The organism is Streptomyces sp. NPDC052064 (genome assembly GCF_055585925.1).
Genome location: NZ_JBVJJE010000009.1, coordinates 312,468 through 331,505 on the forward strand (window position 1 = coordinate 312,468; position 19,038 = coordinate 331,505).

Sequence of the window (19,038 nt, forward strand, 5' to 3'; positions counted from 1 at the left end):
CGCAAGACCTTGTGCACCGTCGCACAATCTCCTCGGGAGGTCTCCTTGCACCGCCGCCGTCGCACCGCGCTCGTCCTCACCGCCGCGATCGCCGCCGCGGCACCCCTCCTCACCGCCTGCGGCAACGAAGCGCATCCCGGCGCGGCGGCCGTGGTGGGTGGCCAGCGGATCACCGTCTCCCAGCTGGAGGAGCGGGTCGGCGAGGTACGCGCGGCGCAGCGGGCGGCCGTGCGGAACGACGCCCAGTACCAGCAGGCCATCGCCGGGACCGGCACGCTCACCCGCGACACCCTGCAGACCATGATCCTCGACCGGGTGCTGCACCGCGCCGCCGAGGACGCCGGTGTGACCGTCACCCGCAGGGAGATCCAGGAGATGCGGTCCGGCCTGGAGGAGCAGGCCGGCGGCGCCAAGGCGCTGGAGACGACCTGGCTCCAGCAGTACGGCATCCCGCCGCAGCGCCTCGAAGAGAACCTCCGCCTCCAGCTGGAGGCCCAGAAGCTCGCCAAGAAGCTCGGCACCGACACCAACCGTCCCGAGTTCTGGAAGGCCCTGTCCGAGGCCTCCAAGGACCTGAACGTCGACCTCAACCCGCGCTACGGCACCTGGGACGTCCAGAAGAGCAGCCGCGCCGACGCGAAGACGCCGTGGGTGCGGGACGTGTCGACGGTCCAGACGCAGCAGAGTATGTAGGGGAACCCCGTCCACAGGCCTGTGGATAACTTCGGGGGCTGTCGGCGGCGTGGGATAGCTTCGAATCGTGAACGCCAACAGTCCCGAAGCCACCCCGCGACCCGAGCAGGCCGCTCCCGGCACGGCCGACACCGCCGCCCCCGGCCGCATCGTCCTGCTCACCACCAGCCACCGCGTCGCCCCCGGCCTGCTGTCCTGGCCCGCCTGGCAGGCACTGCACGCGGCCGACCAGGTGCTGTGCGCGGACGGCGCGCACCCGCAGCTGCCGTATCTGCGTGAGGCGGGGATAGCCGTCGACGAGGCGTCCCCGACGGCCCAGGAGCTGGTCGACGCCTGCTCCGGCGGCCGCACGGTGGTCGTCGTGGCGACGGGCGAGGGCGAGCCGGCCCTGACGGACGGCCTGGCCCGCCTCGCCGGCACCGGCCGCCTCGCCATGCCCGAGCTGGAGCTGCTCCCCGCCTCCTACGACCTGCCGGGCGCCCGCCTGCTCGATCTCGTCCAGGTCATGGACCGCATCCGCGCCGAGTGCCCGTGGTCGTCCCAGCAGACCCACAAGGGCCTGGCCAAGTACGGCATCGAGGAGGCGTACGAACTCGTCGAGGCGATCGAGGAGGGCGACCGCGACGAACTGCGCGAGGAGCTCGGTGACGTCCTCCTCCAGGTCGTCTTCCACGCCCGGATCGCCGAGGAAGGCGGCCCGGAAGAGGGGGACGCTCCCTTCTCCATCGACGACGTCGCCGCCGGCATCGTCGCCAAGCTGATCCACCGCCACCCGCATGTCTTCGGCGACGAGACGGCCACCACGCCCGAGGAGGTCAAGGCGCACTGGCTGCGCACCAAGGCGGTCGAGAAGCAGCGCACCTCGATCACCGAGGGCATCCCCCTCGGCCAGCCCGGCCTGGCCCTCGCCGCCAAGCTGGCGTCCCGGGCCCGCACGGCGAACCTGGACACACCGCTCCCGCCCGTCGAGGGCGTCGGCTACGACCTGCTGGCCCTGGCGGTCCGCGCGGAGTCGGAGGGCGTCGACCCGGAGGCGGCCCTGAGAGCGGCGGCCCGCGCGTACCGGGACGCGATCAGGGAGGCCGAGGGCCGAGATCAACGGCCGTGACGCGGTGCCCGGCGGGTCAGTCCCGCCAGTCCAGCTGCGTTTCGGGGATCCCGATGGAACGGGCGTGTTCCTGTGCCCGCCGACGGCCCTCCGCCCGCCCGTCTGGATCCTGGCCGCGCGGATAGCGGAAGACCTCGCCGGGGAAGACCACGAACGCCTCAGCGGCGGTGTTGTAGTTGACGTACCAGCCCCCGGTCGGAGCCAGGCACGCGGCCAGCCGCTCGGCCAGACGCTCCGCATCGGCCTCCTCCCCGGTGAAGTCCAGGAGCGTCCACCACTGCGGCTGCCCGGCCGCCGCACCCTCCACTTCCACCCTGGCGATCTTCGTGACGCGCAGCGGGACGCCGGCCAACTCGGCCCCGACCCGCAGGCTCTCCGCGATCAACACGCCTTCGAGCACCCGGTCCTCCTCGATCTCGACGCGGTGAGAGTAGCGATGACCTCTGACAGTGCCGGCCGGCGCTGCCCCGGGAGCTGCGTAGGGTCGTGGCATGCAACGTGAAGTGCCCGGGGTGCCCGAACTGTTTTCGTGGGAGTTCGCCTCTGACCCCTACCCCGCCTACGCCTGGCTCCGCGAGCACGCCCCCGTGCACCGCACGAAACTGCCCAGCGGTGTGGAGGCCTGGCTGGTCACGCGGTACGCCGACGCCAAGCAGACGCTCGCCGACCACCGGCTCTCCAAGAACCCGGCGCATCACCACGAACCCGCGCACGCCAAGGGCAAGACCGGGATCCCCGGTGAGCGCAAGGCCGAGCTGATGACGCATCTGCTCAACATCGACCCGCCGGACCACACCCGGCTGCGGCGGCTGGTGTCCAAGGCGTTCACGCCCCGCCGGGTCGCCGAGTTCGCGCCGCGGGTGCAGGAGCTCACGGACGGGCTCATCGACGGGTTCGCGGAGCAGGGGTCCGCCGACCTCATCCACGAGTTCGCCTTCCCGCTCCCCATCTACGCCATCTGCGACCTGCTCGGCGTCCCCCGCGAGGACCAGGACGACTTCCGCGACTGGGCGGGGATGATGATCCGTCACCAGGGCGGGCCCAGGGGCGGCGTGGCGCGGTCCGTGAAGAAGATGCGCGGCTACCTCGCCGACCTCATCCACCGCAAGCGGGAGGCGCTCCCCACCGAGCCCGCCCCCGGCGAGGACCTCATCTCCGGTCTCATCCGCGCCTCCGACCACGGTGAGCACCTCACCGAGAACGAGGCCGCGGCCATGGCCTTCATCCTTCTGTTCGCCGGCTTCGAAACGACCGTGAACCTCATCGGCAACGGCACCTACGCCCTGCTCACCCACCCCGAGCAGCGCGCGCGACTCCAGGCGTCCCTCGCCGCCGGGGAGACCGGTCTCCTGGAGACCGGCGTCGAGGAGCTCCTGCGCTACGACGGCCCTGTCGAACTCGCCACCTGGCGGTTCGCCACGCAACCGCTCACCATCGGCGGACAGCGGATCGCGCCCGGCGACCCGGTCCTCGTCGTGCTGGCCGCCGCGGACCGGGATCCGGAGCGGTTCGCCGATCCGGACGTGCTCGACCTCGGCCGCCGCGACAACCAGCACCTCGGTTACGGCCACGGCATCCACTACTGCCTCGGCGCCCCGCTCGCCCGCCTGGAGGGCCAGACCGCGCTCGCCACGCTCCTCACCCGCCTCCCGGACCTGCGGCTCGCGATGGATCCGGCCGAGCTGAGGTGGCGCGGCGGCCTCATCATGCGCGGGCTGCGCACCCTGCCGGTGGAGTTCACGCCGGCATGACAGCGGCCGTTACCAACCGGGCACCCCGCTCAAACATGACATGCCGTCAGAGCTGTGATCTTCACGTGATCTGCGCGGCATGAACTTGTGACAAGTGATCGTCTGCCGATACGTTCACCCATCATCAGCGCGGCCCGGGGGGACCCTGCGCCGCGCCGGTCTCTGCTGTCTCGCGAAAGGTCTCCGTATGCTCTCCGGGAACGGTCGGCACCGTCGCCCCCGCCAGGCTCCGGCTCTCCTCGTCGCTGCCGGAGTGACCGGCTCCGCCATCGCGATCCCGCTCCTCGGAGCCTCCGGCGCCAGCGCAGCCGACGGTACGACCTGGGACCGGGTCGCGGACTGCGAGACCGGCGGCGCCTGGAGCCAGAACAGCGGCAACGGATACTTCGGCGGCCTCCAGTTGTCCCAGGAGGACTGGGAGAACCACGGCGGCCTCGACTACGCCCCGAGTGCCGACCTGGCCAGCCGTTCCCAGCAGATAGCCGTGGCCGAGAGAATCCTCGCCGACCAGGGGGTCGGCGCGTGGCGGACCTGCGGGCTGCTCTCCGGTCTCCAGCAGGACAAGGACTCGGGCACATCCGACTCGTCCGACTCGTCCACTCCCACGGACTCGCCCGGACTGCTCGACTCCCCCGAGTCGTCTTCTTCGTCTTCTCCGTCCACGTCGCCGTCCCCTGACGCGCCGTCGACCTCGGAGGACGAAAACACCAAGTCCGACAAGTCATCCGATTCTGCCGATTCCTCGACGCGGGACCGGTCGCAGGACCAGGAGCCCGACAGCTCCCCCTCGGACGCTCCCGAGAGTGACAAGTCCGACAACTCGCAGCAGAGCGGCGACTCTTCGGCTCTGACCGACACCGGCTCCGGCCGCCACCGCGGTCCCGGCGCCGACGAGGGCACCGCGGCCGGGGACGGCCGTACGTCCGGGTCCGCGGGGCGGCACGCCTCGCGCGGCGACGAAGCCTCACGTGAGGCGACGGACGGCTCCTACACCGTCCGCTCCGGCGACAGCCTCTGGTCCATCGCCGACTCCCTCGACCTCAGCGGCGGATGGCGCGCGCTCTATGTGGGTAACGAGGCGGCCGTCGGCGCCGACCCGAACCTCATCCGCCCCGGTCAGAAGCTCACGGTAAGGGTCGAAGCGGACGAGCGGTAGCCGGTGGGGCAGTCCGGAAACGGCGGCGGAAGTCACCCTGAAACCGCGCGAATTCGCGTCACTGTTCGCGTCGAATGTCCCGTATAAGCCCGGTGAGAGATAGATCTCAGAAGCCCTGATCGTCTTTGAAATTCCGCCGATCGCGTGTCTACGGTCATGACCGCTCGCCACCGCGAGCCCCGGGTGCCGCAACGCCGAATCCTGCCAGCGGCCGCACGGGAACAGTCGTCGCGTCAAGCGCCGTAGGCAGGAGCGGGGGACCCAAGGTAAGCGCCGGGCCCAGCGGTCGAGGCAACTCGACGGCAGGTCCCGGCTTGGGGTGAAGCCGTGTCCCGTGAGGGACGCGGCCGGGCAACTCAACCGGCCCGAACCCGACAGCTCACCTCGCAGGCGTCGGTGAGGGGATCCATCCATGCTGTTTTCCGGCAAGGGCACGCACCGTCGTCCGTCCAAGGCCTCTCGGGTCATCGCCATCGCCGGTGTCACCGGTGCCGCCGTCGCCGCCCCGCTGATGGCGGCCGGCAACGCCTCCGCCGCCACCGCCTCCGAGTGGGACACCGTCGCCCAGTGCGAGTCCGGCGGCAACTGGTCCATCAACACCGGTAACGGCTACTACGGCGGTCTGCAGTTCTCCGCCTCCACCTGGTCCGGCTACGGCGGCACCAAGTACGCCTCCACCGCCGACCAGGCGACCAAGGAGCAGCAGATCGAGATCGCCGAGAAGGTCCTCGCGAGCCAGGGCAAGGGTGCCTGGCCGGTCTGCGGCAAGGGCCTGTCGAGCGCCGGCTACAGCGGCGGCTCCGCGCAGAGCGGCGGCTCCACCGAGGCCCGCGAGACCGAGCAGCAGCCGGCCTCCCGCTCCGACGAGCGCCCGGCCCAGACCCAGAAGAGCCAGAAGACCGTCACCACCCCGACCGGCAAGAAGGTCAAGAAGGGCGACGGCGAGTACAAGGTCGTCAAGGGCGACACCCTCAGCTCGATCGCGACCGAGCGCAAGGTCGAGGGCGGCTGGGAGAAGCTCTTCGAGCTGAACAAGGACATCGTCACCGACGCCAACCTCATCTACCCGGGCCAGCAGCTGCACCTGAAGTAAGCAGCGGCCCACCCCCGTCCCCACGGGCTCCCCGCCCCGGTGCGCGTTCCCCCCCGTACGCACCGGGGCGGGGTCATTTCCACAACCGTCTTTGTTTCGTTCGGAAACAATTTACTCTCGGTTCTGTCCATGGGGTGGGCGACCCGGTGGCCGATCGGCCGGAGCCGGTTAGGCTCATGTCGCGAGCCACCGCGGCCCGCACCGCGCAGGGCCCGAGCGGCCCGCGTATCCGCGTCACATCAAGAAGGAGATGCTCGTGCCGTCCATCGACGTCGTCGTAGCCCGGGAAATCCTGGACTCCCGAGGCAACCCCACGGTCGAGGTCGAGGTCGGCCTCGACGACGGCAGCACCGGTCGTGCCGCCGTCCCGTCCGGCGCCTCCACGGGCGCCTTCGAGGCCGTCGAGCTGCGCGACGGCGACTCGAACCGCTACCTCGGCAAGGGTGTGGAGAAGGCCGTCCTCGCGGTCATCGAGCAGATCGGCCCGGAGCTGGTCGGCTACGACGCCACCGAGCAGCGCCTGATCGACCAGGCGATGTTCGACCTGGACGCCACCGACAACAAGGGCTCCCTCGGCGCCAACGCCATCCTCGGCGTCTCCCTCGCCGTCGCCCACGCCGCCTCCGAGGCCAGTGACCTGCCGCTGTTCCGCTACCTGGGCGGCCCGAACGCGCACCTGCTGCCGGTGCCGATGATGAACATCCTGAACGGCGGCTCGCACGCCGACTCCAACGTGGACATCCAGGAGTTCATGATCGCCCCGATCGGCGCGGAGTCCTTCTCCGAGGCCCTGCGCTGGGGCGCCGAGGTCTACCACACGCTGAAGAAGGTCCTGAAGAGCAAGGGCCTGGCCACCGGCCTCGGCGACGAGGGCGGCTTCGCCCCGAACCTCGGCTCCAACCGCGAGGCCCTCGACCTCATCCTCGAGGCCGTCAAGGAAGCCGGCTACACCCCCGGCGAGCAGATCGCCCTGGCGCTCGACGTCGCCGCGTCCGAGTTCTACAAGGACGGCGTCTACACCTTCGAGGGCAAGGAGCGCTCGGCCGCCGAGATGACCGAGTACTACGCGGAGCTCGTCGACGCGTACCCGCTCGTCTCCCTCGAGGACCCGCTGTTCGAGGACGACTGGGAGGGCTGGAAGACCATCACCGCCAAGCTCGGTGACAAGGTCCAGCTCGTCGGCGACGACCTGTTCGTCACCAACCCCGAGCGTCTGGCCCGCGGCATCGAGGAGAGCGCGGCCAACGCCCTGCTGGTCAAGGTCAACCAGATCGGTTCGCTCACCGAGACCCTGGACGCCGTCGAGCTGGCCCAGCGCAACGGCTTCAAGTGCATGATGTCCCATCGCTCCGGCGAGACCGAGGACGTCACCATCGCCGACCTGGCCGTCGCCACCAACTGCGGCCAGATCAAGACCGGCGCCCCGGCCCGCTCCGAGCGCGTCGCCAAGTACAACCAGCTGCTGCGCATCGAGGAGATCCTCGACGATGCGGCGGTGTACGCCGGCCGCAGCGCGTTCCCGCGCTTCAAGGGCTGACCCCGTAAGAAGCAGCGTCGTACGTACGTCCCCGTACCCGGTCCCGTACCGTGTCCGGGGACGTACGCGCGTATGACGGTGGAGCGGGAGGCGGACAGACATGGCCGTGAAGGACCGGGACCGGTTCTCCACCGCGACCAGGATCCGGCTGCTCGGCGAGCAGACCGCGGCCCGGGTCTACCGCTCGCAGACCAAGCGCCAGGCCCGCCGCTCCCGGCTGACCGGCCGGGCCGCGCTGCTCGCCCTGGTGATGTGCTCGCTGATCGTGGCCCTGGCCTACCCGATGCGGGAGTACGTCTCGCAGCGCGCAGAGATCGACGACCTCCAGCGCGAACAGCAGCAGGCCCGGCAGCGCGTCGAACGGCTGCGCGACCAGAAGGCGCGCTGGCAGGACGACGCGTACGCGGAGCAGCAGATCCGGAAGCGATTGCACTACGTCATGCCGGGGGAGACGGGGTTCATCGTCGTCGACCCGCACGCGGCGCGGCAGTCGCACGCCGACCTCGGGGCGGCCGACCGCCCCTGGTACTCGAACGTCTGGGACGGGGTCGACAAGGCCGACGCCTCCGACCAGTGAACCCGGACCCCAGCCAGTGACCTGAACCCAGAGAAAGACAGCCTGAACACAGTCATGGAAACGCCCCCGCCGACCACCCCGCGCACCGAGCCCACCGACGCGGACGTCGAGGCCTTCAAGCAGCAGCTCGGCCGGCCCCCGCGCGGCCTGCGCGCGATCGCGCACCGGTGCCCGTGCGGGCAGCCCGACGTCGTCGAGACGGCCCCGCGGCTGCCGGACGGGACGCCGTTCCCCACGCTGTACTACCTGACGTGCCCGCGCGCCGCCTCGGCGATCGGCACGCTGGAGGCCAACGGCGTGATGAAGGAGATGACCGAGCGGCTGGCCTCGGACCCGGAGCTGGCGACGGCGTACCGGGCGGCGCACGAGGACTACATCAGGCGCCGTGACGAGATCGAGGAGCTGAAGAACTTCCCGAGCGCGGGTGGCATGCCGGACCGTGTGAAGTGCCTGCACGTGCTCGTGGGGCACTCGCTGGCCGCGGGGCCCGGGGTGAACCCGCTCGGGGACGAGGCCATCGAGATGCTGCCGGAGTGGTGGCGCAAGGGCCCGTGCGTGACGACCGCCGAGGAGGATGCCCAGTGACCCGCGTCGCCGCCGTGGACTGCGGTACGAACTCCATCCGGCTGCTGGTCGCCGACGCCGACCCCGCTACCGGCGAACTGGTCGACCTGGACCGCCGTATGACGATCGTGCGGCTCGGGCAGGGCGTCGACCGCACCGGTCGGCTCGCCCCCGAGGCACTCCAGCGGACCTTCGCGGCCTGCCGCGAGTACGCCGGGATCATCAAGGAGCACGGGGCGGAGCGGCTGCGGTTCGTGGCGACCTCCGCCTCACGGGACGCCGAGAACCGGGACGAGTTCGTGCGCGGCGTGCTGGACATCCTGGGCGTCGAGCCCGAGGTGATCTCCGGGGACCAGGAGGCCGAGTTCTCCTTCACCGGCGCCACCAAGGAGCTCGCCGGGCGCGACCACCTCCCGAGGCCCTACCTCGTGGTGGACATCGGCGGCGGTTCGACCGAGTTCGTCGTCGGCGACGACCGTGTCCGCGCGGCACGCTCGGTGGACATCGGCTGTGTCCGCATGACCGAGCGGCACCTGGTCCGGGACGGGGCCGTGACCGACCCGCCGGCCGAGGAGCAGATCGCGGCGATGCGGGCGGACATCGAGGCCGCCCTCGACCTCGCCGAGGAGACGGTCCCGCTGCGCGAGGCCCGCACGCTGGTCGGCCTGGCCGGCTCCGTGACGACCGTGTCGGCGATCGCCCTGGAGCTCCCCGAGTACGACTCGGCCGCCATCCACCACTCCCGCGTCTCCCACGACCGGGTCCGCGAGATCACCGACTGGCTGCTGCGCTCCACGCACGCCGAGCGCGCGGCCGTGCCCTCCATGCATCCGGGCCGGGTCGACGTGATCGGGGCGGGGGCCCTCGTGCTGCTGTCGATCATGGAGCGGATCGGCGCGGAGGAGGTCGTGGTCAGCGAGCACGACATCCTCGACGGGATCGCTTGGAGTTGCGCCTCCACCGAGTGACCTTTGTGCGCGATCCTCGACGGCATCGCTTTCCACACGGCGGCGGAGCCGCGATAGGAGGCGGCCGTCGACCGCATCGGCTGGTCTTCGGTGTCGACGCGAGATGAGGGGCGGGGCGCTACAAGTTGCGGTAGACGTCCCGTCGCTCGCCCACCTTGACGACGAGGATGACAAGTTCACCGTCGTTGATCTGGTAGGCGACCCGGTAGCTGCCGACCCGGAGCCGGTAGAGCCCCGAGGGGCCGGTGAGCTTCTTGACATCGGCATCCTCGCGGTACGGATCGTCGCCGAGCGCGGTCAACGCGGTCAGGATGCGCATGGCGTCGAGTCGGCTGATGGCCCGAAGCTGCCGCTGTGCCGCTGTGGTGAACCGGAACGCGTACTTCACGCGGCGCCTTCACCGCGCTCGCTGAACAGGTCCGCCAGCAGCTCGGCCATTGAAACGGTGGGCCCGCCGTCGGCCAGAACTGCTTCCGCCTCCCGGGCCAGCATCACGTCGGCCGCCTCCTCCAGTGCTTCGAAGTCGGTGATCGGCACGACCGCGGCGACTGGGGCGCCGTTGCGCGTGATAACGGTCGGAGTGCCTTCCTCGGCACGGTTGATGTGTTCCGCGAGGTGTGCGCGTGCTTCCCTGACAGTCACGGTGTTATCGGTCATGAAAGTAGTGTACGCATTTCCGTGTACACGAGCCAGGTGCGGAGGGCGCCGCGTGCGGGAATCGCGCTCATGGGAAATCCTCGACGGCATCGCATGGTCGGTCGCCTAGGCCGCTTCTGAGCAGGCATGGATCACGTTTGAGCGGGTCCGGGGGACTCGTGCGAGCCCCCCGGAAGCAGTCCCCCGGAAAAGTTCGTGAAGTTCTTCACAAGGAATTCGGCACTCCAGGGCGAAGAGAAGGGGCACGTTGACCCTTCTGAGGGCCTGATGACCCTTTGAACGTGTTCAGAAGCATGGTATGGGTGTGCCCGGGCGGATGGCCGGAGGAGGGTCCGACGGGGGTCTCACAGGGGGGTCCGCGGGCCAGAGAGGCAGCTCACGCGGCATTGACAACGGCCCGCCGTGCACAAAGGAGCCCGCTTGTCACCATGACATGGATCACGGGAGCGGCGGAGGATAACACACCCCCCGACGGAGCTTGTGAAGGGGCGCACGAGCTACCCCCCTGAGACGGGTGGATACTCGATGGCATGAGCACCACGGAGCGTCCCAGGATCCTCGTAGTAGGCGGTGGGTACGTAGGCCTGTACGCAGCTCGACGCATTCTGAAGAAGATGCGTTACGGAGAGGCGACCGTCACGGTCGTCGACCCCCGGTCGTACATGACCTACCAGCCCTTCCTCCCCGAAGCCGCCGCCGGCAACATCTCCCCGCGCCACGTCGTCGTCCCGCTGCGACGCGTGCTGCCGAAGGCGGAGGTCCTCACCGGTCGGGTCACCACCATCGACCAGGACCGCAAGGTCGCCACCATCGCCCCGCTGGTCGGCGAGGCGTACGAGCTGCCCTTCGACTACCTGGTCGTCGCGCTCGGCGCGGTCTCCCGCACCTTCCCGATCCCCGGCCTCGCCGAGCAGGGCATCGGCATGAAGGGCGTCGAGGAGGCCATCGGCCTGCGCAACCACGTCCTCGAGCAGCTCGACAAGGCCGACTCCACCACCGACGAGGAGATCCGCCGCAAGGCGCTCACCTTCGTCTTCGTGGGTGGCGGTTTCGCCGGTGCGGAGACCATCGGCGAGGTCGAGGACATGGCCCGCGACGCGGCGAAGTACTACAAGAACGTGTCCCGTGAGGACATGCGCTTCATCCTGGTCGACGCCGCCGACAAGATCCTCCCCGAGGTCGGTCCCAAGCTCGGCAAGTACGGCAAGGAGCACCTCGAGGGCCGCGGTGTCGAGGTCTACCTGTCCACCTCCATGGACTCCTGCGTCGACGGCCACGTGGTGCTGAAGAACGGCCTCGAGGTCGACTCCAGCACGATCGTCTGGACCGCCGGCGTCAAGCCGAACCCGGTCCTCTCCCGTTACGGCCTGCCCCTCGGGCCCCGCGGCCACGTCGACTGTGAGACCACGCTCCAGGCCAAGGGCACCGACTACATCTGGGCCGCGGGCGACAACGCCCAGGTCCCGGACCTCGTCGGCCGCAAGGCGGGCAACGAGAACGCCTGGTGCCCGCCGAACGCCCAGCACGCGCTGCGTCAGGCCCGGGTTCTCGGCGACAACGTCCTGTCCGGCATGCGGGGCTTCCCGCAGAAGGACTACTCCCACGCCAACAAGGGCGCGGTGGCCGGTCTCGGCCTCCACAAGGGCGTCGCGATGATCGTCATGGGCAAGATGAAGATCAAGCTCAAGGGCCGTCTCGCCTGGTACATGCACCGTGGCTACCACGGCCTGGCGATGCCGACCTGGAACCGCAAGATCCGCGTCTTCGCCGACTGGACGCTCGGTATGTTCCTCAAGCGCGAGGTCGTCTCCCTCGGCGCGATCGAGACGCCGCGCGAGGAGTTCTACGAGGCCGCCAAGCCGGCCCCGGTCGCCTCCGCGCCGAAGGAGAAGACCGAGGAGAAGGCCAAGGCCTCCTGACCTCCGGCTGCTCCTTGTCCTGATCGAAGGACCTGCACGAAGGACCTTCACCGAAGGACCTCCCGCCATCCGTGGTGCGGGAGGTCCTTCGGCGTTCCTGCGGTGTTCCTGTGGCGTTCCCGCGGTTCCCTCGGAGTGGTGGTTTTGCCCAGACATGACGCGTGCCGGGGACTGCGCCGAGGCCCCGCAGGTGCTTACGTGGTGTCGGGACATTCCGGGATTCCCCGTCACGGAGGTGTACACCATGGCAGACGCCGCGCCGCGGCTCCAGGGCCTCTTCGCACAGTTGCTGGGAGTACCGCTACCCGTGCGCATCCGCGCCTGGGACGGTTCGCAGGCGGGCCCGCCGGGCGCGCCGACCCTGGTCGTACGCAACCGCCGCGCCCTGCGCCGCCTGCTGTGGAAGCCGGGCGAACTCGGTCTGGCCCGGGCCTGGGTGGCGGGCGATCTCGACATCGACGGCGACCTCTACACCACCCTCGACCTGTTGGCCGGTCATATCTGGGAGCGCGGCGAGGACGCCCGCACCCTCGCCCAGGCCCTGCGCGACCCCGAGGTCCGCACCGCCGTACGCGGGCTCGTCAAGCTCGCCGGGACTCCGCTGCCGCCCGCCCCGCCCCGCGAGGAGACCCGCAGCCCCCGCCGCCACCTGCACACCAAGCGCAGCGACAGACGCGCCATCAGCCACCACTACGACGTCGGCAACGACTTCTACGAGATCGTCCTCGGCCCGTCCATGGTGTACTCCTGCGCCTACTGGCCCGGCCCCGGCAGCACCCTCGAACAGGCCCAGCGCGACAAGCTCGAACTGGTCTGCCGCAAGCTCGCTCTGACCCCCGGTCAGCGGCTGCTCGACGTCGGCTGCGGCTGGGGCTCCATGGCCGTCCACGCCGCCCGGGAGCACGGCGTGAGCGTCGTCGGAGTCACGCTCTCCCAGGAGCAGGCCGCGTATGCCCGCAAGCGCGTCGCCGACGAGGGCCTCACCGACAAGGTGGAGATCCGGGTGCAGGACTACCGTGACGTCCGCGACGGGCCCTACGACGCGATCTCCTCCATCGGCATGGCCGAACACGTCGGCGCCGAGCGGTACCTGGAGTACGCCACCGACCTGCACGGGCTGCTCAAGCCCGGCGGGCGGCTCCTCAACCACCAGATCGCCCGCCGCCCGCAGCGGGACGAGACGGCGTACAACGTCGACGCGTTCATCGACTCCTACGTCTTCCCCGACGGCGAGCTCCAGCCCGTCGGCGCCACCGTCGCCATGCTGGAGCGCGCCGGGTTCGAGGTGCGCGACGTCGAGTCGATCCGCGAGCACTACGCCCTCACCCTGCGCCGGTGGGTCGCCCGCCTGGAGGCCGACTGGCAGCGTGCCGTCCAGCTCACCAGCCCCGGCCGGGCCCGCGTCTGGCGCCTGTACATGGCCGCCTCCGCGCTCGCCTTCGAACGCAACCGCATCGGCGTCAACCAGGTCCTGGCCGTGCGCACCCCCGAATCGGGGGAGTCGGGCATGCCGCTGCGCTCCCGTACCTGGAACTGAGAACGACGGAGGGCCCCCTTTCCGGCAGAAAAAGGGGGCCCTTGTGCGTCCGTCCGGCGTCACTCCGCCTTGATGGCCTCCAGCATGTTCAGCCGGGCCGCCCGCCGGGCCGGCCACAGCGCGGCGAGGACGCCCACCGTCGCGGCCAGCAGCAGGAAGACGCCCATCCGCGCCCAGGGCAGGACCAGTTCGTAGGTCGCCAGCTTCGTGGCCAGCAGCTCACCGGCCGCCCAGCCGAAGAACACGCCCAGCCCGATGCCCAGCACCGCGCCGAACAGCGAGATCACCAGGGACTCCAGGCGGACCATCCGCTTGATGCCCTTGCGGTCCAGGCCGATCGCCCGCAGCATGCCGATCTCCTGGGAGCGCTCGAAGACCGACATGGCCAGGGTGTTGACGACACCGAGGACCGCCACGATCACCGCCATGGCGAGCAGGCCGTAGACCATGTTCAGCATCAGCGTGAACATCCGCGCGATCTCGTTGGAGATGTCCTTCTTGTCCTGGACCTTGACGGCCGGGTTGGTGCCGAGGGCCTTCTCCAGCTTGTCCTGCGTCGGGCCGGACGTGCCGGCGGCGGTCTTCACCATGACCTTCATGTTGTACGGGTCCGACTCGTGCGGGGCGAGGGTCGCCCGGTCGAGCAGGACGCCGCTCAGGAAGTCGTTGCTCTCGTAGGTCCCGGCGACCGTCAGCCGCTCCTTCTTGCCGTCCTCGAAGGAGGCGGTGAAGGCGGAACCGGCCTTCCATCCGTGCGACTTGGCGGTCTCGCTGTCCACGACGACCTGGGCGCCGCCGACCTTGAAGGAACCGGTGTCGACCTTCGGGCCGGCCAGCTCGCCGATCGCGGCGCCGTTGACGCCGGTCAGGTACTCGGTCTGGCCGTCGATCCGGGAGGCGGCGTTGAGCATCGGGCTGGTGGCGGTGACGCCGTCGGTCCGCTCCAGCTTCTTCTCGACGTCCGGCGACAGCGCGTTGCCGTTCGCCATGGACACCACGTAGTCCGCCTTGATCGACGACGACGCCATCTTCTCGATGGCCTGCTGGAGGCTGCCCGCCGTCACGGTCATGCCGGTGATGAGGGTCAGGCCGATCATCAGCGCGGAGGCGGTGGCGGCCGTACGGCGCGGGTTGCGCACCGAGTTCTGCCGGGCCAGCTTGCCGGAGATGCCGAAGACGCGCAGCACCGGCGCCGCGGCGGCGATCAGCGGGCGGGACAGCAGCGGGGTCAGGATGAACACGCCGATGATCAGCAGCACCGCGCCGAAGCCCATGGGCACCTGGCCGTCCGAGCCGTCCATCGTCGAGGCCACCAGGACGACCGCGATGCCCGCGGCCGAGACCAGGGCGCCCAGCGTGTTGCGCAGCACCAGCGACTTGGTCGTGGCCTTGGCGTGCACGCTGTTCATGGCCGCCACCGGCGGGATCTTCGCGGCCCGGCGGCCCGGCAGCCACGCCGCCAGCATGGTCACCAGGATGCCGACCGCGAGCGCGGCGGCGATCGTGGCGGGCTTGATGACCAGCGGCCCGTCGGGCACGGACCCGCCGAACGTCCCCATCAGGGAGCGCAGTCCGGCCCCGATGCCGATGCCCGCGACCAGCCCGGTCACGGCGGCGACCGCGCCGACCACGAACGCCTCGATGAGCACCGACCGCGTCACCTGCCGGCGTGAGGCGCCGACCGCCCGCATCAGCGCCAGCTCCTTGGTGCGCTGGGCGACCAGCATGGTGAAGGTGTTGGCGATGATGAACGTGCCGACGAACAGGGCGATGCCGGCGAAGACCAGCAGGGCCGTCTGCATGCCGCTCATCGACCGGGCGATCGTCTCCGCCTGGTCGTCGGCGAGCTGCTTGCCCGTGGTGGTCGCGACGGTGCCCTTGGGCAGCGCCTTGTCCAGCTCCGCCTTCAGCGCGGCCTGCGTGACGCCCGGCTTCGCCTTGACGTCGATCTGGTCGTACACGCCCGCCTTGCCGAACAGCTTCTGGGCGGTCGCCGTGTCGAACAGCGTGAGGCTGCCGCCGGCCGCGACGTTGCCGTCGTCGGTGGTGAAGATGCCGGTGATCTTCGGGGTCAGGACCGGCCCGTCGACCGACATGCGGACGGTGTCGCCGACCTGGTAGCCGGCGCGCTTGGCCGTCTCGGAGTCGATGAGGATCTCGCCCCGGCCCTTGGGGGCGTGACCGCTGACCAGGGGGTAGCGGGGGTCCTTGGCGCCCCAGTAGTTGCCGCCCTGCGACTGGAAACCCTCGCCGATCAGTTTGCCGTCCTTGTCGGCGATGGCGGTGAATCCCTGCACGACCCCGATGGCGGACGCGGCTCCGGGGACCCGCTCGCTCTTGTCGAGGGTGGTCTGGGTCAGGTCGTGGAGCTTGCCGACCTGGTCGCCCTCGGCGTCCTGGTAGTCCGCTGTCATGGCGACGTCGACCTGGTCGAAGCCCTTGGCGGAACTCTTCTGGAAGGCGTCGGAGATGGTGTTGGTGAAGACCAGGGTCCCCGACACGAAGGCCACGCCGAGCATCACGGCGAGGACGGTCATCAGGAGCCGGGCCTTGTGCGCGAGCACATTGCGCAAGGCGGTACGGAACATGGGTTCTTCTTCTCAGTCCTGTCGGTCCTGACGGGGGATCAGCTGGTGCGGCCCTTGGCGTCGAACGCCTTCATGCGGTCCAGGACCGTCTCGGCCGTCGGCCGGTACATCTCGTCGACGATCCGGCCGTCCGCGAGGAAGATCACCCGGTCCGCGTAGGCCGCGGCCACCGGGTCGTGCGTCACCATCACCACCGTCTGGCCCAGCTCCCGCACGGAGTTGCGCAGGAAGCCCAGCACCTCGGCGCCGGAGCGCGAGTCGAGGTTTCCGGTGGGCTCGTCACCGAAGATGATCTCGGGCCTGGAGGCCAGCGCCCGCGCCACGGCGACGCGCTGCTGCTGACCGCCCGACAGCTGCGCGGGCCGGTGGCCGAGCCGGTCCGCCAGGCCCACCATCCGGATGACGGAGTCAAGCCACTGCTTGTCCGGTTTGCGGCCCGCGATGTCCATCGGGAGGGTGATGTTCTCCAGGGCCGTCAGGGTCGGCAGCAGGTTGAACGCCTGGAATATGAAGCCGATCTTGTCCCGGCGCAGCTTGGTCAGCTGCTTGTCCTTCAGGGAACCGAGCTCGGTGTCGCCGATGCGCACCGACCCGGAGGAGAAGGTGTCGAGACCGGCCACGCAGTGCATCAGGGTCGACTTGCCGGAGCCGGAGGGGCCCATGATCGCGGTGAACTCGGCCTGCCGGAAGTCCACGGAGACCCGGTCCAGGGCGACCACCTGGGTCTCACCCTGTCCGTAGACCTTCGACAGATCCGTGGCGCGCGCGGCCACGGTGGTGGCCCGGTCGGTGAGCGGTGCGGTGGTCACGGGATGGCACTCCTGTCGGACGGCGGTGTTCTGGGAAGGACTCGTTCCATCGTCCGGGTCCCACGCCGCCGTGGAGTCACCCGTTGTTCCGGTTCCGAGGGCCGACTGCGGTCTGACCGCGAGGGGCGGTGTCATACCTGGGGATGACGAACGCCCCTGAGGGGGCCGGGTGTCGGGGACCGAGTGGTCCTTGTGTCGGGCGACCGAGTGGTTCACGTGTCGGGAGACCGGGCGGGCCAGGTGTCGAGAACAGGTGGAGTGCCCTTGTTCAGACGGTGAAATTCCGTCATTCCGCATGCACCGCCGACGGCCGCACGCAAGGCTATTGGCAAGTGCGGATGGCGCGTTCCATGTGCTGATGCACCCTCAGACGTCAATAAAATAAGACAACATCGGTCCGCCCTCCCGCTGTTCGGGGGACCCGTCCCGATAGTCTCGGAACCTCGATGCGGAGCCCATGGCCTGCCCGGATGGTGGAATGCAGACACGGCGAGCTTAAACCTCGCTGCCCCTTCGCGGGCGTGCCGGTTCGAGTCCGGCTCCGGGCACCTTCCGACTCCTGCATGGTTCATTGAAGAGTTCACGGCATGCCCGTTGACAGCAGCCGCGTGCCGTCGGAAACTCACGTCCCGAAGCAGTGAAACATTTTTCACTACGCGAACAACTGCTTCGGCAGCTTCCGAGAACTCGCCTTGAGAAGGGGTCGCCCGATGCGCACCACCGTCGGCATCATCGGAGCCGGCCCCGCCGGCCTCCTCCTCGCCCGGCTGCTCCACAAGGCCGGCATCGACTCGGTCGTCCTGGAGAGCCGCGACCGCGCCTACGTCGAGCGGCGGCAGCGCGCCGGGATCCTGGAGCAGGGCACCGCGGACGTGCTGCGCGCGGCCGGGGCCGGGGAGCGCATGGACCGTGAGGGGCTGCGCCACGACGGCATCGAACTGCGCTTCGACCGCAGGCGCCACCGTGTCGACTTCCCCGCCCTCACCGGCGGCCGGTCGGTGATGGTCTACGCCCAGACCGAGGTCTGCAAGGACCTCATCGCCCTCCAACTCGCCGAGGGCGGCCCGCTGCTGTTCGAGGCGGAGGCGCTGGCCGTGGAGGACGCCGGCACCGACGCCCCGCGCGTCCGCTTCCGGCACGAGGGCCGCGAGGACGTCCTGGAGTGCGAGTACGTCGTCGGCTGCGACGGCTTCTGGGGCGTCGCCCGCAAGGCGATCCCCGCCCGGCTCACCCAGGTCTTCGAACGGACGTACCCCTTCGGCTGGCTCGGCATCCTCGCCGACGTGCCGCCCTCGCACGACGAGCTCGTCTACGCCCGCCACGACCGCGGCTTCGCGCTCTTGTCGATGCGTTCCCCGTCCGTCTCCCGCCTCTACCTCCAGGTGCCCGACGGCACCGATACCGAGGCGTGGAGCGACGAGGAGATCTGGGACGAGCTGGAGCGCCGCTTCGAGACCGCCGACGACTGGCGCCTCGAGCGTGGCCCCATCACCCAGAAGTCGGTCACGCCCATGCGCTCCTACGTCCACGAGCCCATGCGCCACGGCCGCCTCTTCCTCGCCGGCGACGCGGCCCACATCGTGCCGCCCACCGGCGCGAAGGGGTTGAACCTCGCCGTCGGCGACGTCGTGACGTTCGCTCGGGCCCTGGTCCACCGGCAGGAGACCGGCTCACCGGAGCTGCTCGACGCCTACTCGGATACCTGCCTGCGCCGGATCTGGCAGGCCGAGCGGTTCTCCTACGACATGACGACCCTCCTGCACCGCGCCCCCGGCGCGACCGGCTTCGAGGACCGGCTCCAGCTCGCCCGGCTGGAACGCGTCGCCTCCTCCCGCGCCGCCGAGACCGATCTGGCCGAGGGGTACACGGGCTACCCGTTCGGGTGATGTGAGGACGGCGTCAACGTGTGATCTCCGACCGGTTCCGGACGTGTCGCAGCTTGGTCATGAATGACCCCCTCCGATGAGGGGAATCACGAAGCCGCGTAGCGTGTTGCGCAGCACGACGAGGGAAAGATCCTTCCCAAGCACTAGGGTCATTCCTTTGCCTACCTATTACTCTTGAGCCAAGGCCACGCAGTG

The 19,038-nt window shown here is 69.9% G+C and carries 17 protein-coding genes, 1 tRNA gene and 1 riboswitch; of the genes, 13 read left to right on the forward strand and 5 right to left on the reverse strand.

Annotated features, from left to right (window positions below; genetic code table 11):
- Positions 1–45 precede the first annotated feature (45 nt).
- Both ACZ6TU_RS25635 and ACZ6TU_RS25640 read left to right on the forward strand, forming a co-directional pair.
- The gene (locus ACZ6TU_RS25635) at positions 46–693 is read left to right on the forward strand and encodes a SurA N-terminal domain-containing protein (RefSeq protein WP_467673340.1); all 648 of its coding nucleotides are present in this window, start codon (positions 46–48) and stop codon (positions 691–693) included.
- A gap of 67 nt (positions 694–760) precedes the next feature.
- Positions 761–1,801 (forward strand): nucleoside triphosphate pyrophosphohydrolase, encoded by a 1,041-nt coding sequence (locus ACZ6TU_RS25640; protein WP_467673342.1) that lies wholly within the window; start codon positions 761–763, stop codon positions 1,799–1,801.
- A gap of 16 nt (positions 1,802–1,817) precedes the next feature.
- Here the strand turns inward: ACZ6TU_RS25640 and ACZ6TU_RS25645 are convergent, their stop codons facing one another.
- Positions 1,818–2,201 (reverse strand): hypothetical protein, encoded by a 384-nt coding sequence (locus tag ACZ6TU_RS25645; protein ID WP_467673344.1) that lies wholly within the window; start codon positions 2,199–2,201, stop codon positions 1,818–1,820.
- Positions 2,202–2,292: 91 nt separating this feature from the next.
- Between ACZ6TU_RS25645 and ACZ6TU_RS25650 the strand changes: the two genes are divergently transcribed.
- From ACZ6TU_RS25650 to ACZ6TU_RS25680, 7 genes are all read left to right on the forward strand, one after another.
- Positions 2,293–3,552, forward strand: coding sequence for a cytochrome P450 family protein (locus ACZ6TU_RS25650; protein ID WP_467673346.1), 1,260 nt, complete (start codon positions 2,293–2,295; stop codon positions 3,550–3,552).
- A gap of 187 nt (positions 3,553–3,739) precedes the next feature.
- The gene (locus tag ACZ6TU_RS25655; protein WP_467673348.1) at positions 3,740–4,708 is read left to right on the forward strand and encodes a transglycosylase family protein; all 969 of its coding nucleotides are present in this window, start codon (positions 3,740–3,742) and stop codon (positions 4,706–4,708) included.
- Between the two features lie 228 nt (positions 4,709–4,936).
- A riboswitch (cyclic di-AMP (ydaO/yuaA leader) is annotated at positions 4,937–5,116 on the forward strand.
- A gap of 4 nt (positions 5,117–5,120) precedes the next feature.
- Positions 5,121–5,801: a transglycosylase family protein gene (locus ACZ6TU_RS25660; protein ID WP_469551286.1), complete on the forward strand. Its 681-nt coding sequence runs from the start codon at positions 5,121–5,123 to the stop codon at positions 5,799–5,801.
- Positions 5,802–6,057: 256 nt separating this feature from the next.
- The gene (gene eno, locus ACZ6TU_RS25665; RefSeq protein ID WP_467673352.1) at positions 6,058–7,338 is read left to right on the forward strand and encodes a phosphopyruvate hydratase; all 1,281 of its coding nucleotides are present in this window, start codon (positions 6,058–6,060) and stop codon (positions 7,336–7,338) included.
- A gap of 100 nt (positions 7,339–7,438) precedes the next feature.
- On the forward strand, positions 7,439–7,915 hold the full coding sequence (locus tag ACZ6TU_RS25670) for an FtsB family cell division protein (protein ID WP_356927656.1): 477 nt from the start codon (positions 7,439–7,441) through the stop codon (positions 7,913–7,915).
- 54 nt (positions 7,916–7,969) lie between these two features.
- The gene (locus ACZ6TU_RS25675; RefSeq protein WP_467673354.1) at positions 7,970–8,500 is read left to right on the forward strand and encodes a DUF501 domain-containing protein; all 531 of its coding nucleotides are present in this window, start codon (positions 7,970–7,972) and stop codon (positions 8,498–8,500) included.
- Positions 8,497–9,447 (forward strand): Ppx/GppA phosphatase family protein, encoded by a 951-nt coding sequence (locus tag ACZ6TU_RS25680; RefSeq protein WP_467673356.1) that lies wholly within the window; start codon positions 8,497–8,499, stop codon positions 9,445–9,447. Before ACZ6TU_RS25675 ends, ACZ6TU_RS25680 begins: the two co-directional genes overlap by 4 nt.
- A 118-nt stretch (positions 9,448–9,565) precedes the next feature.
- On the opposite strand, the gene ACZ6TU_RS25685 is transcribed toward ACZ6TU_RS25680, so the two are convergent.
- Complete coding sequence (locus ACZ6TU_RS25685) at positions 9,566–9,835, reverse strand: type II toxin-antitoxin system RelE family toxin (RefSeq protein ID WP_467673358.1); 270 nt, start codon at positions 9,833–9,835, stop codon at positions 9,566–9,568.
- Positions 9,832–10,104: a type II toxin-antitoxin system Phd/YefM family antitoxin gene (locus ACZ6TU_RS25690; protein WP_055626882.1), complete on the reverse strand. Its 273-nt coding sequence runs from the start codon at positions 10,102–10,104 to the stop codon at positions 9,832–9,834. Before ACZ6TU_RS25690 ends, ACZ6TU_RS25685 begins: the two co-directional genes overlap by 4 nt.
- A 530-nt stretch (positions 10,105–10,634) precedes the next feature.
- Between ACZ6TU_RS25690 and ACZ6TU_RS25695 the strand changes: the two genes are divergently transcribed.
- Both ACZ6TU_RS25695 and ACZ6TU_RS25700 read left to right on the forward strand, forming a co-directional pair.
- Positions 10,635–12,023, forward strand: a complete 1,389-nt coding sequence (locus ACZ6TU_RS25695; protein WP_469551291.1) for an NAD(P)/FAD-dependent oxidoreductase — start codon at positions 10,635–10,637, stop codon at positions 12,021–12,023.
- 244 nt (positions 12,024–12,267) lie between these two features.
- Positions 12,268–13,560: a class I SAM-dependent methyltransferase gene (locus tag ACZ6TU_RS25700; protein WP_467673362.1), complete on the forward strand. Its 1,293-nt coding sequence runs from the start codon at positions 12,268–12,270 to the stop codon at positions 13,558–13,560.
- A 59-nt stretch (positions 13,561–13,619) separates the two neighbouring features.
- Here ACZ6TU_RS25700 and ACZ6TU_RS25705 read toward each other — a convergent pair whose 3' ends face one another.
- Together ACZ6TU_RS25705 and ACZ6TU_RS25710 are read right to left on the reverse strand one after the other, a co-directional pair.
- Entirely contained in the window at positions 13,620–16,148 is a 2,529-nt protein-coding gene (locus tag ACZ6TU_RS25705; protein WP_469551296.1) for an ABC transporter permease, read from the reverse strand.
- Between the two features lie 38 nt (positions 16,149–16,186).
- Complete coding sequence (locus ACZ6TU_RS25710) at positions 16,187–16,957, reverse strand: ABC transporter ATP-binding protein (protein ID WP_467673366.1); 771 nt, start codon at positions 16,955–16,957, stop codon at positions 16,187–16,189.
- 464 nt (positions 16,958–17,421) lie between these two features.
- Between ACZ6TU_RS25710 and ACZ6TU_RS25715 the strand changes: the two genes are divergently transcribed.
- A tRNA-Leu gene (locus ACZ6TU_RS25715) sits at positions 17,422–17,505 on the forward strand.
- Positions 17,506–17,667: 162 nt separating this feature from the next.
- Complete coding sequence (locus tag ACZ6TU_RS25720) at positions 17,668–18,843, forward strand: 4-hydroxybenzoate 3-monooxygenase (RefSeq protein ID WP_467673368.1); 1,176 nt, start codon at positions 17,668–17,670, stop codon at positions 18,841–18,843.
- Positions 18,844–19,038: the final 195 nt, after the last annotated feature.

What these genes read in the sequence shown, in the direction of transcription:
- ACZ6TU_RS25660 (WP_469551286.1), top strand. Translation starts at nt 5,121, where the DNA reads ATGCTGTTTTCCGGCAAGGGCACGCACCGTCGTCCGTCCAAGGCCTCT.
- ACZ6TU_RS25675 (WP_467673354.1), top strand. Translation starts at nt 7,970, where the DNA reads ATGGAAACGCCCCCGCCGACCACCCCGCGCACCGAGCCCACCGACGCG.
- ACZ6TU_RS25700 (WP_467673362.1), top strand. Translation starts at nt 12,268, where the DNA reads ATGGCAGACGCCGCGCCGCGGCTCCAGGGCCTCTTCGCACAGTTGCTG.
- ACZ6TU_RS25695 (WP_469551291.1), top strand. Translation starts at nt 10,635, where the DNA reads ATGAGCACCACGGAGCGTCCCAGGATCCTCGTAGTAGGCGGTGGGTAC.
- ACZ6TU_RS25655 (WP_467673348.1), top strand. Translation starts at nt 3,740, where the DNA reads ATGCTCTCCGGGAACGGTCGGCACCGTCGCCCCCGCCAGGCTCCGGCT.
- ACZ6TU_RS25705 (WP_469551296.1), bottom strand. Translation starts at nt 16,148, where the DNA reads ATGTTCCGTACCGCCTTGCGCAATGTGCTCGCGCACAAGGCCCGGCTC.
- ACZ6TU_RS25690 (WP_055626882.1), bottom strand. Translation starts at nt 10,104, where the DNA reads ATGACCGATAACACCGTGACTGTCAGGGAAGCACGCGCACACCTCGCG.
- ACZ6TU_RS25650 (WP_467673346.1), top strand. Translation starts at nt 2,293, where the DNA reads ATGCAACGTGAAGTGCCCGGGGTGCCCGAACTGTTTTCGTGGGAGTTC.
- ACZ6TU_RS25720 (WP_467673368.1), top strand. Translation starts at nt 17,668, where the DNA reads ATGCGCACCACCGTCGGCATCATCGGAGCCGGCCCCGCCGGCCTCCTC.
- ACZ6TU_RS25670 (WP_356927656.1), top strand. Translation starts at nt 7,439, where the DNA reads ATGGCCGTGAAGGACCGGGACCGGTTCTCCACCGCGACCAGGATCCGG.